Source organism: Friedmanniella luteola, from assembly GCF_900105065.1.
Lineage (GTDB): Bacteria > Actinomycetota > Actinomycetes > Propionibacteriales > Propionibacteriaceae > Microlunatus > Microlunatus luteolus.
In genome coordinates, this window is record NZ_LT629749.1 from 3,303,072 (window position 1) to 3,321,225 (window position 18,154).

At 74.7% G+C, this 18,154-nt stretch carries 17 protein-coding genes; 13 read left to right on the forward strand and 4 right to left on the reverse strand.

Annotated features, from left to right (window positions below):
- The first annotated feature begins 42 nt into the window (after positions 1-42).
- Positions 43-1,296: an MFS transporter gene (locus tag BLT72_RS15565; RefSeq protein WP_091413961.1), complete on the forward strand. Its 1,254-nt coding sequence runs from the start codon at positions 43-45 to the stop codon at positions 1,294-1,296.
- A gap of 7 nt (positions 1,297-1,303) precedes the next feature.
- Here the strand turns inward: BLT72_RS15565 and BLT72_RS15570 are convergent, their stop codons facing one another.
- From BLT72_RS15570 to BLT72_RS15580, 3 genes are all read right to left on the reverse strand, one after another.
- The gene (locus BLT72_RS15570; RefSeq protein ID WP_091413962.1) at positions 1,304-2,152 is read right to left on the reverse strand and encodes an aldo/keto reductase; all 849 of its coding nucleotides are present in this window, start codon (positions 2,150-2,152) and stop codon (positions 1,304-1,306) included.
- A 95-nt stretch (positions 2,153-2,247) separates the two neighbouring features.
- Complete coding sequence (locus BLT72_RS15575; RefSeq protein WP_091413963.1) at positions 2,248-3,021, reverse strand: endonuclease/exonuclease/phosphatase family protein; 774 nt, start codon at positions 3,019-3,021, stop codon at positions 2,248-2,250.
- A gap of 71 nt (positions 3,022-3,092) precedes the next feature.
- A complete protein-coding gene (locus tag BLT72_RS15580) occupies positions 3,093-3,740 on the reverse strand; it encodes a 4a-hydroxytetrahydrobiopterin dehydratase (protein WP_091413964.1) in 648 nt (215 codons plus the stop codon).
- An 89-nt stretch (positions 3,741-3,829) separates the two neighbouring features.
- On the opposite strand from BLT72_RS15580, the gene rnhA reads away from it, so the two are divergent.
- From rnhA to BLT72_RS15640, 12 genes are all read left to right on the forward strand, one after another.
- The gene (gene rnhA / locus BLT72_RS15585; protein WP_172826091.1) at positions 3,830-4,300 is read left to right on the forward strand and encodes a ribonuclease HI; all 471 of its coding nucleotides are present in this window, start codon (positions 3,830-3,832) and stop codon (positions 4,298-4,300) included.
- A 117-nt stretch (positions 4,301-4,417) separates the two neighbouring features.
- Positions 4,418-5,191 carry an SDR family NAD(P)-dependent oxidoreductase gene (locus tag BLT72_RS15590; protein WP_091417614.1) on the forward strand — a complete coding sequence of 258 codons (774 nt, stop codon included), beginning with the start codon at positions 4,418-4,420 and terminating at the stop codon, positions 5,189-5,191.
- 298 nt (positions 5,192-5,489) lie between these two features.
- Positions 5,490-6,014 carry an MSMEG_0572/Sll0783 family nitrogen starvation response protein gene (locus BLT72_RS15595; RefSeq protein WP_091413965.1) on the forward strand — a complete coding sequence of 175 codons (525 nt, stop codon included), beginning with the start codon at positions 5,490-5,492 and terminating at the stop codon, positions 6,012-6,014.
- Between the two features lie 31 nt (positions 6,015-6,045).
- Positions 6,046-7,104, forward strand: a complete 1,059-nt coding sequence (locus BLT72_RS15600) for an MSMEG_0568 family radical SAM protein (protein ID WP_091413966.1) — start codon at positions 6,046-6,048, stop codon at positions 7,102-7,104.
- Entirely contained in the window at positions 7,104-8,516 is a 1,413-nt protein-coding gene (locus tag BLT72_RS15605; RefSeq protein ID WP_091413967.1) for an MSMEG_0567/sll0787 family protein, read from the forward strand. The genes BLT72_RS15600 and BLT72_RS15605 overlap by 1 nt, the downstream gene beginning before the upstream one ends.
- Complete coding sequence (locus BLT72_RS15610; protein WP_091413969.1) at positions 8,513-9,553, forward strand: carbon-nitrogen hydrolase family protein; 1,041 nt, start codon at positions 8,513-8,515, stop codon at positions 9,551-9,553. The genes BLT72_RS15605 and BLT72_RS15610 overlap by 4 nt, the downstream gene beginning before the upstream one ends.
- A gap of 1 nt (position 9,554) precedes the next feature.
- Positions 9,555-9,833, forward strand: coding sequence for an MSMEG_0570 family nitrogen starvation response protein (locus BLT72_RS15615; RefSeq protein ID WP_231930086.1), 279 nt, complete (start codon positions 9,555-9,557; stop codon positions 9,831-9,833).
- Complete coding sequence (locus BLT72_RS15620) at positions 9,830-11,140, forward strand: MSMEG_0569 family flavin-dependent oxidoreductase (protein WP_091413971.1); 1,311 nt, start codon at positions 9,830-9,832, stop codon at positions 11,138-11,140. Before BLT72_RS15615 ends, BLT72_RS15620 begins: the two co-directional genes overlap by 4 nt.
- A 2-nt stretch (positions 11,141-11,142) precedes the next feature.
- Entirely contained in the window at positions 11,143-11,988 is an 846-nt protein-coding gene (locus BLT72_RS15625; RefSeq protein ID WP_091413972.1) for a carbon-nitrogen hydrolase family protein, read from the forward strand.
- The gene (locus tag BLT72_RS15630; RefSeq protein ID WP_091413973.1) at positions 11,985-13,076 is read left to right on the forward strand and encodes an MSMEG_0565 family glycosyltransferase; all 1,092 of its coding nucleotides are present in this window, start codon (positions 11,985-11,987) and stop codon (positions 13,074-13,076) included. Before BLT72_RS15625 ends, BLT72_RS15630 begins: the two co-directional genes overlap by 4 nt.
- A gap of 83 nt (positions 13,077-13,159) precedes the next feature.
- Positions 13,160-15,145: an APC family permease gene (locus BLT72_RS15635; protein ID WP_091413974.1), complete on the forward strand. Its 1,986-nt coding sequence runs from the start codon at positions 13,160-13,162 to the stop codon at positions 15,143-15,145.
- A 46-nt stretch (positions 15,146-15,191) separates the two neighbouring features.
- Positions 15,192-15,587, forward strand: a complete 396-nt coding sequence (locus BLT72_RS15640) for a VOC family protein (RefSeq protein WP_091413975.1) — start codon at positions 15,192-15,194, stop codon at positions 15,585-15,587.
- Positions 15,588-15,710: 123 nt separating this feature from the next.
- Here the strand turns inward: BLT72_RS15640 and glgX are convergent, their stop codons facing one another.
- The gene (gene glgX, locus BLT72_RS15645) at positions 15,711-17,942 is read right to left on the reverse strand and encodes a glycogen debranching protein GlgX (protein WP_091413976.1); all 2,232 of its coding nucleotides are present in this window, start codon (positions 17,940-17,942) and stop codon (positions 15,711-15,713) included.
- Positions 17,943-18,154: the final 212 nt, after the last annotated feature.

Here is an 18,154-nt window from a genome sequence, read left to right on the forward strand (position 1 = left end):
GACGCCGCCCGGTCGACGCCGACCGGTAGCGTCGCTCCGGACATGGAACCGACCCGCACCCTCCCCACCCACCCCGCCGAGGTGCTGTCGGCGCGGAACGCCACCTACATCGCCTTCATCGGGAGCGGCTTCGGGTTCGCCAGCTGGGCGTCCCGGATCCCCCAGGTCCGCGACGCGCTGGCGGCGTCCCCCTCCACCCTCGGGCTCGTGCTGCTGGCCGTGGCCCTCGGCTCGCTGGTCGCGCTGCCGCTCGCCGGCGTCGTGGTCACCCGGCTGGGCACGGCGCGGACGGTCACCGCGATGGCCTGCTGCGTCGCGGCGGGCCTGGTGGTCGTCGGGCTGGGCTACCGGGCGGGGGTGCTGCCGGTGGTCCTCGGGCTGTTCCTCATCGGGTTCGGCAACGGCACCTGGGACGTGGCGATGAACGTGGAGGGCGCCGCCGTCGAGCAGCGCCTCGGGCAGGCGATCATGCCGCGCTTCCACGCCGGCTTCAGCGTCGGCACGGTGGTCGGCGCGCTCGGCGGGGCCGCGATGGTCGCCCTCGACGTCCCCGTGACCGTGCACCTGGTCGCCGCGGCGCTCGTCGTCGGCCTCACCGTCCCGCTGGGCACCCGGCGCTTCCTGCCGGTCGAGACCCGGACCCCCGACGCCGACCGCGACGGCGCCGACCGGGCGCGCCACCCGCTGGCGGCGTGGACGGAGCCCCGCACCCTGCTGGTCGGCGTCTTCGTGCTCTGCATGGCCTTCACCGAGGGGACGGGCAACGACTGGCTGGCGGTCGCCGTCCTCGACGGGTACGGCGCGCCGCCGGTCGCGGGACCCCTCGTCTTCGCCGCGTTCCTGGCCGCGATGACGGCGGGACGCTGGTTCGGACCGGGGCTCATCGACCGGTTCGGCCGGGTCGCGACGGTCCGCACGTCGGCCCTGGTCGCCCTGGTGGGCCTGCTGCTGGTGGTCTTCGGCGGGGTCCTGCCACTGGCCGCCGTGGGGGCGGTGCTGTGGGGGCTCGGGACGGCGCTGGGCTTCCCCGTGGGGATGAGCGCGGCGGCGGACGACCCGCGGCGGGCGGCCGGCCGGGTGAGCGTCGTGGCCTCGATCGGCTACACGGCGTTCCTCGCCGGGCCCCCGCTGATCGGCTTCCTGGGCGACCACGTCGGGGTCCTCCGCGCCCTCACCGTGACGGCCGCGCTGCTCGGGCTGGCCGCGCTGCTCGCCGGCACGGTCCGCCCGCTGGCCCCGGACGACGCACGACCCCCGTCGCCCGCGGGCGACGAGGGTCGGGACCACCTGCGCTGAGCGGGGCTCAGGCCGGCACGTAGTCCATGGTGTCGGGGTGCCCACCCGTGCGACCCTCGTCGCCGCGGTCGAGCAGCGAGATCGTGGTCACGTCCTGGGCGGTCAGCTCGAAGTCGAAGATCTCGAAGTTCTCCCGGATCCGCGACGGCGTGGTCGACTTCGGGAAGATGATGTCGCCGCGCTGCACGTGCCAGCGCAGCACCACCTGAGCCGCCGTCCTGCCGACCCGCTCCGCGATGGTGACGATCGCCGGGTCCTGCAGCACCCCGCCCTGCGCGATCGGCGACCAGGCCTCGGTCGCGATGTGGTGCTCGGCGCCGTAGGCCCGCACCTCGTCGTTCAGCAGGTAGGGGTGCACCTCGATCTGGTTGACCGCCGGCACCACGTCGGCCTCCTGGGCGAGCCGGCGCAGGTGGTTGACCTGGAAGTTGGAGACGCCGATGGAGCGGGCCCGGCCGTCGTGGTAGAACTCCTCGAGCGTCTTCCAGGTGGAGACGAAGTCGCCGTCGTAGAGGGTGGGCAGCGGCCAGTGGATGAGGAAGAGGTCCACGTGGTCGGTGCCGAGCTCGACCAGGGTCTGGTCGAACGCGCGGCGGGCGTCGTCGGGCGCGTGGAAGCCGTTGTTGAGCTTGCTGGTGATGAACACCTCGTCGCGGTCCAGGCCGGCGTCGCGGACGCCCTGGCCGACGCCCTTCTCGTTGCCGTACATCTCGGCCGTGTCGATGTGCCGGTAGCCGATCTCCAGCGCCTGGCGGACCGCGTCGGCGGTCTCGGCCGGGTCGATCTGGTAGACCCCGAAGCCGAGCTGCGGGATGGTCTGGCCGTTGTTCAGGTCGATCGTGGGAACGGTCCCCATGGTGGTTCCTCCTCGTCGTCGGAGGCGGCGCCGGTTCCGGCGCGCTCGCCCCGCACGGTCGTCCAGCCTAGCCAGCAGGGTGCGGCCCGCGACGCTCACCCCCGCCGCGCACCGAGCTCGACGACGAGCGGGCGGTGGTCGGACAGCTCCATCTCCGGGTTGTCGACGAGGCGGACCGGACCCAGCTCGCCGCGCAGCAGGATGTGGTCGATCTGGTGGTCCGGCCGGCCCGCCGGCATGGTGGGACGACGTCCCAGCGGCCGGTAGCCGGTCAGCCGCTCGGGCTGGCGGCCCCGCAGGTTGAGGTCGCCGAGGAGCACCACCGGTCCGTCCACCGCGGCCAGCGCCCGGCGGAGCGCCAGCAGCTGCAGCTGCCCCCAGCCGGGCACGAACGACAGGTGCGTCGACACCGCGGTGAGCGGGCCCTCCGGGGTCGCGAACCGGCCCGCCACGGCGACCCGCGGCTCCTCCGGGGCCAGCCGCTGCGGCCAGCGGTGCGGCCCCGTCCGCGGGACCCGGAACGGGATGCGCGGGAGCCGGAGCACCCGCCAGGCCGTCGCCGGGTGGCGGGACAGCAGCGACACCCCGTACCCGGCGGTGCCCGGGTCGTCGGGGTCGGCCGCCGGCACCCAGGCCGCGCCGGGGGTGCCGGCCAGGGCGGGCACGAAGCGCTGGTCGACCGCCCCCATCGCCGCCGCCGCGACGTCGGTCAGGTCGGCGTGGTGCGACCGCTCCTGGGCGCGGTCCACCTCCTGCAGGGCCAGGATGTCGGGGTCGAGGCGACGGATCGCCTCCGCCAGTCGGCCGGTGTCCACCTGCCCGTCCCGGAGGCTGCGTCCGTGCAGGATGTTGAAGGTCACCAGGCGCATGACCCGACGCTACGAGGCGCGGGCCGCCGGCCGCGAGGGCGGCACCCGGGAACTGCGGCCGGGCGTCGAGTTCAGTCCCGGCTCTGCCAGGTGCAGAGGCAGACCCGGTTGCCCTGGGGGTCGGCCAGCACCCAGAAGGCGGGGGCCTCCGCGTCGTCGACCAGGGTGCCGCCGGCCGCGACCGCCGCCGCGATCCGCGGTCGCACCTCGGCCGGGTCCACCCACAGGTCGGGGTGCCAGCGCTGCCGCGGCTCCTCGCTGCCGGACCGCTGGAACCAGACGGTCGGCAGCGCCGCCGCGGGGTCCACCAGCTCGTCGCCGCGGCCCGCCTGGTCGGCCAGCCCGAGGACGGCACCCCAGAACGGCAGCACGGCGGCCGCGTCGGGACTGTCCAGCCCCAGCTCCAGCCGGGTGGCCCCGGCCGCGGCCGTGCGCAGCCCGGCCGCGGCGGCCAGCTCCGTGATCCGCCGGGCCAGCCGGAGGTCGCGGTCGGTGATGCCGCCGACGTCGTGGCTGGTCAGCCGGACGTCGACGTGGGCGTAGCGCAGGCCGAGGTCGGGGTGGTGGTCCATCTCCTCCGCCGCCGCGCCGATGGCGTCCACCAGGGCCAGCCCAGCGGCGAAGTCCGGCGTGACGACCCGGGTCTGCAGCCCGCCGAGCAGGTTGGCCCAGCCCTCCAGACCGGCGTCGGCGACCTGCTGCCCGCTCAAGGTGCTCATCCGGCCATGCTCGCGCAGCCGGACGCCGACCGGAAGAGCCGGGCCCGGCGAGCGACGGTCCGGGGGTCGCGACCTGCGATCATGAGCCGGTGAGTGCGATCGAGATCTGGAGCGACGGAGCCTGCAAGGGCAACCCCGGGGTCGGTGGCTGGGGGGCCTGGCTGCGGTCGGGCGACCTCGAGCGCGAGCTGTACGGGGGCGAGCAGGTGACCACCAACAACCGGATGGAGCTGACCGCCGTCATCGAGGCCCTCCGGGCCCTCACCCGGCCCTCCGACGTCACCCTGCACGTCGACTCCACCTACGTGATGAACGGCCTCAACGACTGGCTGCCCGGCTGGAAGCGCAACGGCTGGCGCACCTCGGCCAAGAAGCCGGTCAAGAACGAGGACCTGTGGCGTGCCCTCGACGCCGAGGTCGCCCGGCACACCATCACCTGGGTGTGGGTCAAGGGCCACTCCGGCGACCCGGGCAACGAGCGCGCCGACCAGCTGGCCAACCGCGGCGTCGACGAGGTCCGCCTCCGCGGGGCCGACGTCCCGGTCGTCGCCTCCGCCTGAGCCCCGACCGGCCGGAGCGGGGCGGGGCCAGGCCCCGCTGGCGTCTGACACGTCGGCGTCGGCCGTCTCGTAGGCTGCCCGCGTGATGGCCGAGGCACGACGGACGGGAGTGGCGTGATGGCGACGGTGCTGGTGACGGGTTCGAGCGACGGCATCGGGCGGCAGACCGCCCTCGACCTGGTGACGGGCGGGCACCGGGTGGTGCTGCACGCGCGCAGCGACCAGCGGGCCGAGCAGGCCCGGGCCGCCGTGCCCGGGGCGGCGGACGTCGTCGTCGGCGACCTGGCCTCGCTCGCCTCGACCCGCGCGCTGGGCGAGGCCGTGGCGGCGCTCGGCCCGCTGGACGCCGTCGTGCACAACGCCGGGGTCGGCGGTCAGGACGAGCGCCGGCTGACCGAGGACGGCCACGAGCTGATCTTCCAGGTCAACGTGCTGGCGCCCTACCTGCTGACCGCGCTGGCGCCGCCCCCCGCCCGGCTGGTCTACCTCACCTCCGGCCTCCAGGCCCAGGGCGAGCCGCACCTCGACGACCTCGACTTCGCGAGCCGGCCCTGGAACGGCATGCAGGCCTACTCCGACTCGAAGCTCTGGGACGTCGTGCTGGCCCTCGCCGTGGCCCGGCACTGGCCGGGCACCCTGAGCAACGCCGTCGACCCGGGGTGGATCAAGACCCGGATGGGCGGTTCCGGCGCGACCGACGAGCTGCCCGCCGGCGCGGAGACCTCGGTGTGGCTGGCCACCAGCGACGACGCCGAGGCCCGGGTCACCGGCCGCTACCTCCACCGCCGCCGGCTGCGCGAGCCCCACCCGGCCGCCACCGACGTCGACCTCCAGGAGCAGTTCCTCGCGACCGTGGCCCGGTTGACCGGCGTCGGCCTGCCCACCGCCTGACCCGCGCGACCTCCTGGGGAGAGGGCCCGCGGCGACCCCCTCACGCCTCCACGACGGGACCGGCGGCGGCCGGTGAGCCGTCCGACGCGGGATCGTCACCGCCGTCACGGGGGCTTGTTCCGGCTGTAACCACCCGGACATCGGTGCGGGCCGACGATGGACGTACGGCCCGGGGCCTCGCCCGGACCGCTCCTCTCCCCCGGGCCGACGGACGGCCGGGCGCCCGCCGCCCGCGCCGCTCCGGCGTGCCCGCCCAGCCGCTCCGCGCTCTCCCGCACCTGCCTCAGGAGGCCCCGCCATGCCCCAGTTCGACGACACCGTCACCGCGAACATCGCCACGTCCCTCGCCGAGATCCCCCACCCGTCGCTGCCGAAGGGCAGCAGCATCTACGGCGGCACCAAGGTCTTCCCGGACTACCAGGCGTCGGAGGGCCAGTCCTACTTCACCCTGGTGCACGGCATCGCCCACGAGTCCTCGGTCAGCTTCGTCGCCGTCCTGCAGGCCACCCGCGCGCTGCGCAAGGGCTTCGAGTCCGTCCTCTACTTCTACGGTCCCGGCTCGATCAACTGCCTGGCCACCCGCGGCTTCCCCACCACCGGTGACTCCGCCTTCCCGGGCGAGCAGAACCTCAACAACTCCATCGAGACCTTCATCGGCGAGGGCGGCACCGTCTTCTGCTGCCGCTTCGGCCTGGCCCTGCACGGCGGCCGCGAGGAGGACCTGATCGAGGGCGTCATCCCCTGCCACCCGCTGGACGTGCAGGACGCCGTCATCCACTACGCCAACAAGGGCGCCATCATCAACTCCACCTACATGGTCTGAGCGCCGGCCTCCGCAGGAGAGCCGAGCAGCCATGAGCACCAGCACCCGCGTCGACCTGGCGGTCCTGGGCGTCCGCGGCCGAACCCCGGTCAGCCGGGTCGCCGGCGCCGGCCCCAGCGACGACGGCCACGTGCTGATCGACGGTCTGAGCGCCGCGCTGCCGATCAACGACACCAGCCCCTACTTCCTGGACGAGCGCGGCCGGATCACCCTCGACGGCGCCGACATCGGCCTGGACGTCGACCTCGTCGAACGCCCCCGGTTCTACGACCTGGCCACCGCCGACGGCGTCCCCTACGAGCAGATCGCCCGGCTGCACGGCCGGGACGTGCTGGCCACCACCGTCGTGCAGACCTGCGTCCGCTACGCCGAGGACCAGCGCTGCCGGTTCTGCGCCATCGAGGCGTCCCTGGCCGCGGGCAGCACGGTGGCGGTCAAGAAGCCGGCCGACCTGGCCGAGGTCGCGGCCGCCGCGGTCGCCCACGACGGCGTCCGGCAGATGGTGATGACGACCGGCACCTCCGCCGGCCGCGACCGCGGCGCCACCCACCTCGCCCGCTGCGTCCGGGCGGTCAAGGCCGCGGTGCCCTGGCTGCCGGTGCAGGTGCAGTGCGAGCCGCCCGGGGACCTCGCGACGATCACCGAGCTGCGCGAGGCCGGGGCCGACTCCATCGGCATCCACGTCGAGTCGCTCGACGACGAGGTCCGCCGCCGCTGGATGCCGGGCAAGGGCGGCGTCAGCCTCGACGAGTACCGGGCCGCCTGGGCCGAGGCGGTCCGCGTGTTCGGCCGCAACCAGGTCTCGACCTACCTGATCGTCGGCCTCGGGGAGGACCCGGACGCCCTGGTCGCCGGGGCCGCCGAGCTGGTGGCCCTGGGCGTGTACCCGTTCGTCGTGCCGTTCCGGCCGTTGGCCGGGACGCTCGCCACCACCGTGGACGGGGCGACCGCGCCGGACCCGGCCGTCGTCGCGGACGTCACCGACCGGGTGGCCCGGCTGCTGGTCGCGGCCGGGATGACGTCGGCGGGGCAGAAGGCCGGCTGCGCGGCCTGCGGGGCGTGCAGCACGCTCAAGAGCGCGGGGGCCTGATGACCTTCGACGTCGAGGTGCTCACCCGCGGGCTGGTCGGCGCCGCACCGGCCGCCCCGGCCGTCACCGTGGCCGAGGCCGGGACGGCGGCCGAGCTCGAGGCGGCCGCCCGGCTCCGGCACGCCACCTTCGTCGCCGAGCAGGGGCTCTTCGCCCGGCACGACCGGGACGACGTCGACGACGACCCCCGGGCGGTGACCCTGGTGGCCCGGGCGGACGACGGCAGCGTCCTCGGCACCGTCCGGCTGGCCCCCGCCACGGCCGTCGACGCGGGCTGGTGGACGGGCAGCCGGCTGGCCGTCCGGCCGGACGCGCGCGGCCACGCCCTGGGCGTCGGCTCGGCCCTGGTGCGGGCCGCCTGCGCCCACGCCGAGGCCCGGGGGGTGCTGCGCTTCGACGCCCACGTGCAGCCCCAGAACTCCCGCCTGTTCAGCCGGCTCGGCTGGCTGCGGCTGGACGACGCGCTGGTGCACGGGCACCCGCACGTGCTGATGACCTGGCCGGTGCGCCGGGTCGCGGACCTGGTCGCGCGGACGAAGGCCCCGCTGGGCGTGACCCTGGGCGCCCTCGCCCGGGGGGACGCCGCACTCGGCGGTCCCGGGTTCCGCGGTGACGACGGCGCCCCGGTGCCGGGCAGCGACCTGGTCGCGGTCACCGACGCGATCATCCCGTCGATGGTGGAGCGTGACCCGGAGTGGGCGGGCTGGTGCGCCGTCCTGGTCAACCTCAACGACCTGGGCGCCATGGGCGCGGAGCCGGTGGGGCTGCTGGACAGCCTCGGGGCCCGCGACCGCTCCTTCGCCACGAGGGTCGTGCACGGGCTCGCCGCCGCGGCCCGCGCCTGGGACGTCCCGGTGCTGGGCGGCCACACCCAGCTGGGCGTGCCCGCCGCGCTGTCCGTCACCGCACTGGGGCGGACGGCCACGCCCGTCCCCGGAGGCGGCGGCCGGCCCGGCCACGAGGTCCGGCTGACCGCCGACCTCGGCGGCCGCTGGAGGCACGGCTACACCGGGCTGCAGTGGGACTCCACCAGCGGGCGCTCCACCGCCGAGCTGCAGGCGATGGGCTCCTTCGTCGCCCGCACCGCTCCGGCCGCGGCCAAGGACGTCAGCATGGCCGGGGTCGTCGGCACCCTCGGCATGCTCGCCGAGGCCAGCGGCTGCGGGGCCACCCTCGACGTCGCCGACGTCCCCCGCCCCGAGGGCACCACGGCCGGGGACTGGCTGACCTGCTTCCCCGGCTCCGCGATGCTCACCGTCGACGTCCCCGGCACCGAGCCCGCCCCCGCGGGCCCGGCCACCTCCCGGGTCTGCGGCACCCTGCACGACTCCCCCGGGGTCACCCTGCGCTGGCCCGACGGCCGGCTCACCGAGGCCCTCTCCCCCCACGTCACCGGACTAGGACCCGCATGAGCACCACGACGAACCGGGCGCACGGCGCCACGCCCACATCCCCGGCGCGGGGCGCCACCGTCACATCCCCGGCGCGGGGCGCCACCGTCACATCCCCGGCGCGGGGCGCCACCGTCACAGCCCCGGCGCGGGGCGCCACCGTCATCACCGCCGTCTCGGCCGCCTTCGGCCGCGACCTGGACGAGGCCTACGCCGCCATCGCCACGATCGCCATCGAGGCGCGCGAGCGCGGCACCGACCTGCTCGTGCTGCCCGAGGCGTGCCTCGGCGGCTACCTGCCCAGCCTCGGCAACGCGGGCGACGACGCCGCCACCCGCGCCCGGCGGGCCCGCGACCTGCCCCCCGCCCTGGAGCTGGACGGCCCCGAGCTGCGCCGGGTGGCGAGCCTCGCCGGCGACATGCTGGTGCTCGTCGGCCTCCGCGAGGCCGCCGGCGCCGACACCTACAACACCGCCGTCGCGCTCACCGGGGACGGGGTGCTCGCCACCCACCGCAAGGTCCACCAGCCGCTCGGGGAGAACCTCTGCTACGCCGCGAGCGACGGCTTCGCCGCCTTCGACTCCCCCGTCGGCCGGATGGGCATGCTGATCTGCTACGACAAGGCGTTCCCGGAGGCCTCCCGCACGCTGGCCCTGGACGGCGCCGAGATCATCGCCGCCCTGTCGGCCTGGCCGGCGGCCCGCACGGCCACGGCGGCCGACCTCGAGGACGACCGCTGGAAGAAGCGCCACGACCTCTACGACCAGGCCCGGGCCCTGGACAACCAGGTCGTCTGGGTGGCCTCCAACCAGGCCGGCACCTTCGGCTCGCTGCGCTTCGTGGGCAACGCGAAGGTGGTCGGGCCGGGCGGTGAGGTGCTGGCCGCGACCGGCGTGGGCCCCGGCCTCGCCACGGCCACCGTCGACGTCCAGCGCGAGCTCGCCGCCACCCGCGGCGGGATGTACGCCCTCCGCGACCGCCGGCCCTCGGCCTACCGGCTCGACGCCGTCCTGGGCGACTACCAGCCCGCCGCGCGACCGGAGCCGTCCTATGCCTGAGATGACGTTCACCAGCCGCTGGCCCGACGGCCACGAGCTCGTCAGCTACTCCCCCTCCCTGGTCGTGCACGACCACCTGGAGGCGGGCGGCCGGTACCCGGTGGCGGAGTTCGTCGCCCGCTCGCGGACGGCCCTGGAGACGGCCAGCGAGCGGGTCCGGGCCCGCTACGGGGTGCCCTGCTCGCGGGCCGCCGCCTCGCTCGCCGCCATCGAGGCCCGCGCGGCCGGCCTGGACGGCGACGTCGAGGTGACGGCGCTGCGACCGGAGCGGGCGGCGTGAGCACCCTCGACGCGAGCCCGTCGCACGTCCCGGTCGTCGTCGTCGGCGCCGGCCAGGCCGGCCTGGCCGCCAGCTGGTACCTCAGCCGGCACGGGGTCGAGCACGTCGTGCTGGAGCGGGACACCGCCGCGCACGCCTGGCAGGACAGCCGCTGGGACCACTTCACCCTGGTCACCCCCAACTGGCAGTGCCGGCTGCCCGGCTTCCCCTACCCCGGTCCCGACCCCGACGGGTTCATGACGCGGGAGCAGGTGGTGGCCTACCTCGCGGACTACGTGCGGCTGGTCGACCCCCCGCTGCGGGAGCACGTCACGGTCACCTCGGTGCAGCAGGACGCGGACGGCGGCTTCCTGGTGGGCCTGCGCCCTTCGACAGGCTCAGGGCACGGCCCGACAGGCTCAGGGGCCGGTGAGGTCCTGCACACCGACCAGGTGGTCGTGGCCACGGGCGGCTACCACGACCCGCGGGTGCCGCGGCTGGCCGACCGGCTGCCCGCCGACCTGGTGCAGGTCCACTCGTCCGCCTACCGCAACGCGGACGCGCTGCCGCCCGGGGCCGTGCTGGTCGTCGGCACCGGCCAGTCGGGCGCGCAGATCGCCGAGGACCTGCACCTCGAGGGGCGCCGGGTCCACCTCGTCGTCGGCTCGGCGCCGCGGGTCGCCCGGTTCTACCGGGGCCGCGACTGCGTCGCCTGGCTCGAGGACATGGGCACCTACGACGTCCCCGTCCAGCAGCAGCCCGGGGGGCTGGCGGCCCGGGAGAAGACGAACCACTACGTGACCGGCCGCGACGGCGGCCGGGACATCGACCTGCGCGCCTTCGCCCTCGACGGGATGCGGCTCCACGGCCGGCTCGTCGGCTGCACCGGCGGCCGGCTGGAGATCGCGCCCACCCTGGAGGCGTCGCTGGACGCCGCGGACGCCGTCGCGGACTCGATCAAGGACGCCATCGACCGGCACATCGCCGCGCTGGGCCTGGCGGCGCCGACGGAGCCCCGCTACACCCCGGTCTGGCGTCCCGAGGTCGAGTCGACGGAGCTCGACCTGGCGGCGGAGGGGGTCACGTCGGTCGTCTGGGCGGTCGGGTTCACCAGCAACTACCGCTGGCTCCGGGTGCCCGTGTTCGACGGCGAGGGCCAGCCGTGCCACGAGCGCGGGGTGACGGCCGTCGAGGGGCTCTACTTCCTGGGTCTGCCGTGGCTGCACACCTGGGGCTCGGGCCGCTTCGCGGGCGTCGACCGGGACGCCGAGCACGTCGTCGCCCACCTCGCGGCTCGGGCGCGCACGCCGCAGGCCGCGCTGGGCTGAGCGTGGCGCTCACCCGCATCGGCGCGGTCGCCGGCCACTTCGGCCGCGACGTCGACCGCACCCTGGCCAAGCTGGCCGGCATCATCGCGTCCGCCCGGCGCGACGGGCTGGACCTGCTCGTCCTGCCCGGCGCGACCGTGGGCGGCTACATCCCCGACCTGCGCCACCCCGGCCTCGACGACCTGCCGCCGACGCTGACCCTGGACGGGCCGGAGCTGGCGACGCTGCGCCGGCTGGCCGGCCCGCTCACCGTCTGCGTCGGCTTCTGCGAGCTGGCCGACGGGCTGCGCTACAACGCCGCCGTCTGCCTGAGCGGCGACGGCGTCCTCGGTCACCACCGCAAGGTCCACCAGCCCGCCGGCGAGCACTTCGCCTACGCGGCCGGCGACGGCTTCGCCGCCTTCGACACCCCGGTCGGCCGGCTGGGCCTGCTCGTCGACTACGACAAGACGTTCCCCGAGTCCACGCGGACGCTCGCCCTCGACGGCGCCCGCGTCGTGGCCGCCCTCTCCGCCTGGCCGGCCAGCGTCACCGACCGTGCCGCCCGGATCACCGAGGACCGGCAGTCCCGGCTTTTCGACCTGTACGACGCGGCCCGCGCGGCGGAGAACCAGGTGGTGCTCGCCTCCGCCAACCAGACCGGGGTGCTCGGCGACCTCCGCTTCCTCGGCCAGGCCAAGGTCGTCGGGCCCGGCGGCGACGTGCTGGCCCGGACCTGGTCGAAGGGCGCGCTGGCCCGCGCCGACGTCGACGTCGACGCGGAGGTGGACCGGGCCCGGCGCGTGCTCTCCCACCTGGACGAGCGCCGGCCCTCCGCCTACCGGCTGGACGGCCCGGTGCCCGCGTGAGGGTCGCGCTGCTCACCTACTCGACCCGGCCCCGCGGCGGCGTCGTGCACACCCTGGCCCTGGCCGAGGCCCTCGCCGCCCTGGGCGTCGACGTCACCGTGTGGACCCTCGGCCGCGGCGGCGACGCCGCCTTCTTCCGGCCGGTCGACCCGGCCGTCCGGCTGCGGGTGGTCGACCTCCCGGCCCTCGAGGACGAGGAGGTCGGGGCGCGCATCGTCCGCTCCATCGCCACCCTGCGCGCCGCGTTCGACGAGCACCGGGCCGCCGGCGGGCGCTACGACGTCGTGCACGCCCAGGACTGCATCAGCGCCAACGCCGTCGACCGCTGCGTCCGCACCATCCACCACCTCGACCACTTCACCACCCCCGAGCTGGCCGCCTGCCACGAGCGCGCCGTCGTCCGGCCCTTCGCGCACGTCTGCGTCTCCGCCGCGGTGGCGCGGGAGGTCGAGCAGGGCTGGGGCCTGCGGCCGACCGTGATCGGGAACGGCGTCGAGGCGGAGCGGTTCGCCGCCGCCGCCCACGACGCCGCCGGCCGACGGCGCTGGCGGGAGCAGGTCGGCGGGCGCTACGTGCTGGCCGTCGGGGGCATCGAGCCGCGCAAGGGCAGCCTCGACCTGCTGGAGGCCGTCGCCCTGCTGCGGAGGGACGAGCCGGACCTGCAGCTGGTGGTGGCCGGCGGGGAGACCCTGTTCGACTACCGCGGCTACCGGGCCGCCTTCGACGAGCGCGCCGAGGCCCTCGGGGTCCGGCCCCAGGTCCTCGGCCCCGTCGACCACGACGCCCTGCCGTCCCTGGTCGCCGGCTGCGGTGCGCTGGGCTTCGTCTCCACCCAGGAGGGGTTCGGGCTGGCGGCGATGGAGGGACTGGCCGCCGGGGTGCCCGTGGTCGTCCGCGAGCTGCCCGTGCTGACCGAGGTGTTCGGGCCGCACGTCCGCTACGGCTCCGACCCCGGCACGATCGCGGCCGCGCTCCGCGAGGCCCTCGACGCGGGCCCGCTGCCCGGTGGGCAGGCCTTCGCCCGGGGCCACACCTGGGCGGCCGCGGCCCGCGCACACCTGGCCTTCTACGCCGGCCTGGAACCTTGACGCGATCTTGACGCCGACGACCCGTGCTGCGCGGGCCGCCCGGCCTAGCGTCGGAGAGCAGGCACCACCGACGCAGGAGAACCATGACGACCACGGCCCCACCGGCCGCGCGGACCACCACCGCCGCCACGCCCCCCACCCCCCGCGGACCCGTCCGCGCCTGGCTGCTGGAGGGTCTCGCCGACCGCCACCGCGGCCACCCCGGCCCGCACGCGCACCCGGCCGACACCGAGCGGAAGCACTCCTGGTGGCGGGTCATGTGCCTCACCGGTGTCGACTACTTCTCCACCCTCGGCTACCAGCCCGGCATCGCCGCGCTGGCCGCCGGCGCGGTGTCACCGCTGGCCACGCTGGTGCTCGTCGCCCTGACCCTGCTGGGCGCGCTGCCGGTCTACCGCCGGGTGGCCGAGGAGAGCCCGCACGGCGAGGGCTCGATCGCCATGCTGGAGCGGCTGCTGTCGTTCTGGGGCGGCAAGCTGTTCGTCCTCGTGCTGCTGGGCTTCGCGGCGACGGACTTCCTCATCACCATGACGCTGTCGGCGGCCGACGCCTCGGCCCACCTCGTCGAGAACCCGCACCTCTCCGCCCTGCTCGAGGGGCACGAGGTGCCCGTGACGCTGGTGCTGCTGGCCCTGCTGGGCGGCGTCTTCCTCAAGGGGTTCAAGGAGGCGATCGGCATCGCCGTCGGCCTCGTCGCGGTCTACCTGGCGCTCAACGTGGTGGTGATCGGCGTCGGCCTCTACCACGTCGTCACCCAGCCGTCCCTGGTCACCGACTGGCAGACCGCCCTCACGACGTCGCACGCCAGCCCGCTGGTGGTGGTCGCCGTCGCGCTGCTCGTCTTCCCCAAGCTCGCGCTCGGCCTCTCGGGCTTCGAGACCGGGGTCGCCGTCATGCCGCACATCCAGGGCGCCCCGGGCGACGACGAGGAGCACCCGCGCGGCCGGGTCGCCGGTGCGAAGCGGCTGCTCACCGCGGCCGCGCTGACCATGAGCGTGTTCCTGGTCTCCAGCAGCTTCGTGACCACCCTGCTGATCCCGGCGGCCGAGTTCCAGCCGGGCGGCGGGGCCAACGGCCGTGCGCTCGCCTACCTCGCGCACGACTACCTCGGCGGGGTGGTGGGCAGCGTCTACGACGCCTCCACGATCGCCATCCTCTGGTTCGCCGGTGCGTCGGCCATGGCCGGGCTGCTCAACCTCATCCCCCGCTACCTGCCGCGCTACGGGATGGCCCCGCACTGGGCCCGCGCGGTCCGGCCGCTGGTGCTGATCCTCACCGCCGCCGCCTTCGCCATCACCGTCATCTTCGACGCCGACGTGGACGCCCAGGGCGGTGCCTACGCCACCGGCGTGCTGGTGCTGATCACCTCCGCGGCCATCGCCGTCACCCTGGCCGCCCGCCGGGCCCGGCAGCGGAAGCGGACCGTCGCCTTCGCCGTGATCGCCCTCGTGTTCCTCTACACGACGGCCGCCAACGTCGTCGAGCGCCCCGACGGCGTCCGGATCGCCGCCGTGTTCATCGCGGCGATCGTCGCCGTCTCGCTGGTCTCCCGGCTCAGCCGCTCCTTCGAGCTGCGGGTGGACGCGGTGGTGCTGGACGCCCCGGCGCAGCGCTTCGTCCGCGACTGCGCCCGCCGCACCATCCGGCTGGTGCCCCACGAGCCGGACCGGCGCGACCGGGCCGAGTACAGCGAGAAGCTGCGCCAGGTCAGCCGCGACAACGACCTGGGCAGCGCGGACGACGTGGTCTTCGTCGAGATCACCGTGGCCGACGCGTCGGACTTCGAGAGCACCCTCGAGGTGCACGGGGAGGTCCGGCACGGCCGCTACCGGGTGCTCACCGCCACCAGCTCGACGGTCCCGAACGCGCTGGCCGCGCTGCTGCTGGAGATCCGGGACCAGACGGGCCGCTCCCCGCACGTCTACTTCGAGTGGACCGAGGGCAACCCGCTGGTCAACCTCGCGCGGTTCCTGCTGCTGGGCAACGGCGAGATCGCCCCCGTCACCCGTGAGGTGCTGCGGCAGGCCGAGCGGGACCGGAGCCGGCGCCCGCACGTGCACGTGGGCTGAGGGCTGGCGCGCCCGCGCACCGGGGAGGGGCTCTAGGGTCGCCCGCATGGACATGAAGCTGGAGCTCGTCCCCGTCCCGGTCGCCGACGTCGACCGGTCCAAGGCCTTCTACACCGAGCAGCTGGGGTTCGCCCTCGACGTCGACGTCCAGCCCGCGCCGGGCATGCGGGTCGTGCAGCTCACCCCGCCCGGCTCGGCCTGCTCGATCGTGGTGGGGACCGGCCTGGGCCCGATCACGGAGATGCCCCCGGGCACGGTCAAGGCCCTCCACCTGGTGGTGGCCGACATCGAGCGGGTGCGCGCGGAGCTGGTGGCCCGGGGCGTCGCGGTCGACGAGGTCGTCGACGTCGGCGGTGGCGTGCGGTACGCCTACTTCGGCGATCCCGACGGCAACACCTGGACGCTGCAGGAGATGGCCTGGCGGACCGGCGACGCCTTCTGACCCCGAGGCCGTCCGAGCCCGACGCCGTCAGACCCAGCAGGGCCCGGGCGGAGCGCCCGGGCCCTGCTGGTCTGCTCGTCGGTGCCCCGGTCCGACCGCGGTCGTCGGGCCCGGGCGCCTCCCCTAGGGCTGGGCCGGGGTCGGCTTGATGGCGTGCGGCGGGTTCTCCGACCGCTTGGCGACGCTGGAGGACGCCGCCGTCGCGCGGTCGGCGGCCGCCTGGCGCTCGGACTCAGGCACCACCTCGGTGGACAGCACCACCATCGAGTGCGGCGCGACGACGTGCTCGGTGCCCGCGTCCCACGGCGCGTCGACGATCGGTCCGACGAGGCCGTCGCCGGTGTCGAGCTGGACCACCCAGTGGTTGCCGAAGGGCTCCGGCGGCACGGTGAACGAGATGTCCTCGCCCGAGGCGTTGAACATCAGCAGGAAGTGGTCGTCCACCACCCGGCGGCCCATGGCGTCGGACTCCGGGATGGCGTCCCCGTTGAGGAACACCATGAGGCTCTGGGCGTAGCCGGAGTTCCAGTCGCCGTCGTCCATGGCGTTGCCGTCGTTGCGCAGCCACTCGATGTCGCCCAGCTCGCTCTGCCCGCCACGGGCGGCGTCGCCGCCGAAGAAGCGCCGGCGCCGCAGCACCGGGTGGGCCTTCCGCAGCGCGATGGCGGCCGAGGTGAAGTCGAGCAGGCCCTTCTGGTCGCCGTCGAGGTCCCAGTCGACCCAGGAGAGCTCGTTGTCCTGCGCGTACACGTTGTTGTTGCCGCCCTGGGTACGGCCCAGCTCGTCGCCGTGCGCGAGCATCGGCACGCCCTGGCTGACCATCATCGTGGTGATGAAGTTCCGCTGCTGCCGCAGCCGCAGAGCCTGGATCGCCGGGTCGTCGGTCTCGCCCTCGACCCCGCAGTTCCAGGAGCGGTTGTGGCTCTCGCCGTCGTTGCCGCCCTCGCCGTTGGCGTCGTTGTGCTTCTCGTTGTAGGACACGAGGTCGCGCAGCGTGAAGCCGTCGTGCGCCACGACGAAGTTGATCGACGCGGTCGGGCGGCGGTCGGAGTGGTTGTACAGGTCGCTGGACCCCGTGATCCGGGACGCGAACTCGGCCAGGGCGGCCGGCTCCCCGCGCCAGAAGTCGCGGACGGTGTCGCGGTACTTGCCGTTCCACTCGGTCCACAGCGGCGGGAAGTTGCCCACCTGGTAGCCGCCGTCGCCCAGGTCCCAGGGCTCCGCGATCAGCTTGACCTGGGAGATCACCGGGTCCTGCTGGATGATGTCGAAGAAGGCGCTCAGCTTGTCGACCTCGTGGAACTGCCGGGCCAGCGTGGCGGCGAGGTCGAAGCGGAAGCCGTCGACGTGCATCTCGGTGACCCAGTAGCGCAGCGAGTCCATGATCAGCTGCAGCACGTGCGGGCTGCGCATCAGCAGGCTGTTGCCGGTGCCGGTGGTGTCGTAGTAGTGGCTCTTGTCCTCGTCCACCAGCCGGTAGTAGTTGACGTTGTCGATCCCGCGGAACGCGATCGTCGGGCCCTTCTCGTTGCCCTCCGCGGTGTGGTTGTAGACCACGTCGAGGATGACCTCGATGTTGGCCGCGTGCAGCGCCTTGACCATCGCCTTGAACTCGGTGGTCTGCGCGCCCGTCGCCGGCGAGCTGACGTAGCCGTTGTGCGGGGCGAGGAAGCCGATCGTGTTGTAGCCCCAGTAGTTCGACAGGCCCTGGTCCACCAGGTGGGAGTCGTTGACGAACTGGTGCACGGGGAGCAGCTCCACCGCGGTGACGCCCAGGGACGTCAGGTGCTCGATGATCGCCGGGTGCCCGATGCCCGCGTAGGTGCCGCGGACGTCGTCGGGCACGTCGGGGTGGGTCATGCTCAGACCCTTGACGTGCATCTCGTAGATGACGCTCTCGTGGTACTCGTGGCGCGGCGGCCGGTCGTGGCCCCAGTCGAAGAACGGGTTCGTGACCACCGAGAGCATCGTGTGGCCGAGCGAGTCGTCGGCGTTGAACGCGTCCGGGTCGTCGAAGCGGTAGCTGAACAGCGACTCGTCGCCGTCGATCTGCCCGTCGATCGCCTTGGCGTAGGGGTCGAGCAGCAGCTTCGCCGGGTTGCTCCGGTGACCGTGGGCGGGGTCGTAGGGGCCGTGCACGCGGTAGCCGTAGCGGATGCCCGGCTGCACGTTCGGCACGTAGGCGTGCCAGACGTAGCCGTCGACCTCCACCAGCTCGTGGCGCGTCTCGGCGCCGGACTCGTCGATCAGGCAGAGCTCGACCTTGTCGGCGGCCTCGGAGAAGATCGCGAAGTTCACGCCGCTGCCGTCGTAGGTCGCACCCAGCGGGTAGGGCCTTCCAGGCCAGATATCCATGTCTCAAAACCTCTGCACTCGTGGTCGTTCGATGCGTCGCGGGCAGCGCCGCCCCCCGGGGAGTTACCCCGGCGCCGCGGGGTCAACCTACCGACCTGCGGCCCCCACCCCCGCCTCGCCGTCCCGGCGGGGTCCGTGGCCGGCCCTGCGGCACGCTGGCGTGCAGCGCGGGCAGCGGAGCGGGCGTGGTTCGGCGATACTGCCAGCACACC